General features: G+C 61.6%; 3 protein-coding genes. 1 reads left to right on the plus strand and 2 read right to left on the minus strand.

The genetic code is table 11. From position 1 onward, the window contains the following. Nucleotides 1–1,650 (minus strand): DUF1156 domain-containing protein (locus BG35_RS0109380; RefSeq protein ID WP_025782614.1); only part of this gene is annotated, 1,650 nt, incomplete at its 3' end. Between BG35_RS0109380 and BG35_RS0109385 the strand changes: the two genes are divergently transcribed. After that, entirely contained in the window at nucleotides 1,643–1,852 is a 210-nt protein-coding gene (locus tag BG35_RS0109385) for a hypothetical protein (RefSeq protein WP_152535271.1), read from the plus strand. The genes BG35_RS0109380 and BG35_RS0109385 overlap by 8 nt on opposite strands. Before the next feature lie 68 nt (nucleotides 1,853–1,920). Here the strand turns inward: BG35_RS0109385 and BG35_RS0109390 are convergent. Beyond that, on the minus strand, nucleotides 1,921–2,271 hold a 351-nt coding region (locus BG35_RS0109390), incomplete at its 5' end, for a hypothetical protein (protein ID WP_025782616.1).

Raw genomic sequence — 2,271 nt, forward strand, 5'->3', positions numbered from 1 at the left:
GTCCACTGCGCCATCCGTGATGTGGTCCATGGCATCGCCGGAGCCGCAGGAGATTGCCACAGGGGGAGATGTTCTATTCTGAACCGTTGGGCCGGTTGTTTTCAGTAAAGGACCAGATGTTGGAGAGGTTGATGTGTTCGGTGAAGTCAACGCGATCAACTCACCAATACACTTGACAACCTGACCAAAGGCCCAATCGTAGCCGAGGCCAACGATGAGGGGAGCCATTTCCGCATAGGACCACTTGAAGGCAAAGTCATGGCGGTCAAATGTGTTGACCATCACTTCTCGCCTGCCATGCCAGCGGGTCATCCTTGAATTGTAATCACGCAATTTATCCAACGCCAAAGAAATATATCCCAGCGCCGCCCGGTTGCAATCATTCAAGCCTTCAGGCTTTGCGGATTCCTCGTGTACCAACTCCCGGAAAATCTCCACACTGGTCCCGTGGCAGAGTAACTGGCGGGGGGAGAAGAGGTCGCGCCAGAGGGGCATTCCGTATTGGATGGGGCGGTCGTCGTTGCAGATTTCGGGGAAGCGCTCATTGGGCGCCAGATCCAGCGCCTCCCATTCCGGCAGCTTGTCCGCCAGGGCGGCGGCAACGGCGGCGCTGTTGTCGTCCTGGGGGCGGGGCGCCCGGTAGCCCCGCTGCCATTTGGCCTTTTTGGGTTTGCCGGTTTTCGTATATTCCGTGGGCAGCTTGCGCTTATACACGACAGCAAACAACTGTTCCCCCATGCCAATCGCCTGGGCCTGGGCCTTCACCTGGGGGCCGTCAATCACCCGGCCGCAATCGGGATAGGGGCAGGTGACGTCTCCCCCCTTCACCGTGCCCGCACTCTGCTCCCCGGCGCTGCCCACAATCTCGAACCCACAATGGCGGCTCCCATCCCCCGGCCCCGCTCCCACGTGGGGAACCACTCTCACGCCTGTGCCGTCGGGCGCCAGCCGCCAGTTGGGGGAGAGGGGCGCCGTGCCCCCGCAGTAGGGGCAGGTGATGGTGCGGGCGTGGAGGTAGGTGCAATCAATCTGGTCAGGGGCGTCCTGCTGGGGGAAGTAGCTGCTGAGGCGTTCTTCCAGCCGTTGCCGGAAGATGCTCGCGAGCCGCTCGTACTCTTCCACGACAGCATGGCCGAACTGAGACGGCCATGCAAAGGTGGCCTTCTGCACCAGCGCCGCCACTGGATTGATGTCGTTAGCCAGGGTCTTGCAGCCCAACCGCAGGCTCTCAAAGGGAATGGCGCCGCCTCCAGCCGTGGGGTCCAGCACGGTAGGTTGCTGAATGCCCAGCTTTTGGGTCTCCTCTAAAAGCCAAAACTCCTCTTTCTCACTGGGGCTGTACTGGAAAGCGCGGTCGTAACCATAAGGGTTGTTGATTCTGACTCCCGTGCGTTTGACCTTTTCCATGGCTCTCTTCGCCGCCACCGGATCCCCGTGAATCCCCACCATGTGCAGGAAAGTTTGGCGGTCGGCATCGGCGGGCAGGAGGGAGGCCAGCACCGCCGCCCGGGAAGCCACCAGGGGCCGCCGCGCCCACCAGACGTGGAGCCGATTTGGCGCTGGGAAGGGGGTCATGGGTGTGCGCTCCCGCACGCTCTCAATGCCCAACTCGGCGATGGGTAGCCATTCCTCGATCAGGCGTTTGGTCATCCGTGGGGGCGGCTCCTGGGTGGGGGAGGCATTGATTATCGTCCTTGCTCGCCGCTGGGGCAACCTGGCGTTGCGAGAGGCTGGCGGCTCGGCTCGTGGGTTCCTCGCCAAGGGCTTCCCGGCCGTGGGGAGGGCTGGCTTGAAGGCTGGCCATAGGCTGGTGCAGGTTTTTGCCAGCGGCCTCATCGTTCCCCTGTGCTGAATCAGCGGGGTGGCGAGGGCAGGGGCAGACCACTGTGTTGGCCCGGAGGGGTGGTTTCCCCAAGGGGGTCACGGCTTGGGCCTGGCTGGCGGCAGCAGTTGATAAACCTGATCAATGCGGCCATTGAGGTCGGCAGTCAGCCTGTCCATACGGCCATTGAGATCGGCATCCGGTTTGTCCATGGGGCTGGCCAGTTGCTGGTTGTCTGCCTTGATCTCGGTGCGTAGGGTATCCGTGCGGCTATTGACTCCACCCATCGCCGTCTCAATCTCCCGCCGAGATTCTTGTCTCATCTCCTGCTGAAAGCTTCGCAAATCAGCCTTGATCCCGGTCCGAAACTCCCGTAAGTCAGTCTTGATTTTAGCCCGGAATCCCCGCAACTCCGTCAGCAGGCCAAAACTGATCACCGCCATCAAGGC

This window comes from Candidatus Synechococcus spongiarum SH4, assembly GCF_000586015.1.
GTDB classification, from domain to species: Bacteria; Cyanobacteriota; Cyanobacteriia; order PCC-6307; family Cyanobiaceae; genus Synechococcus_B; species Synechococcus_B spongiarum_F.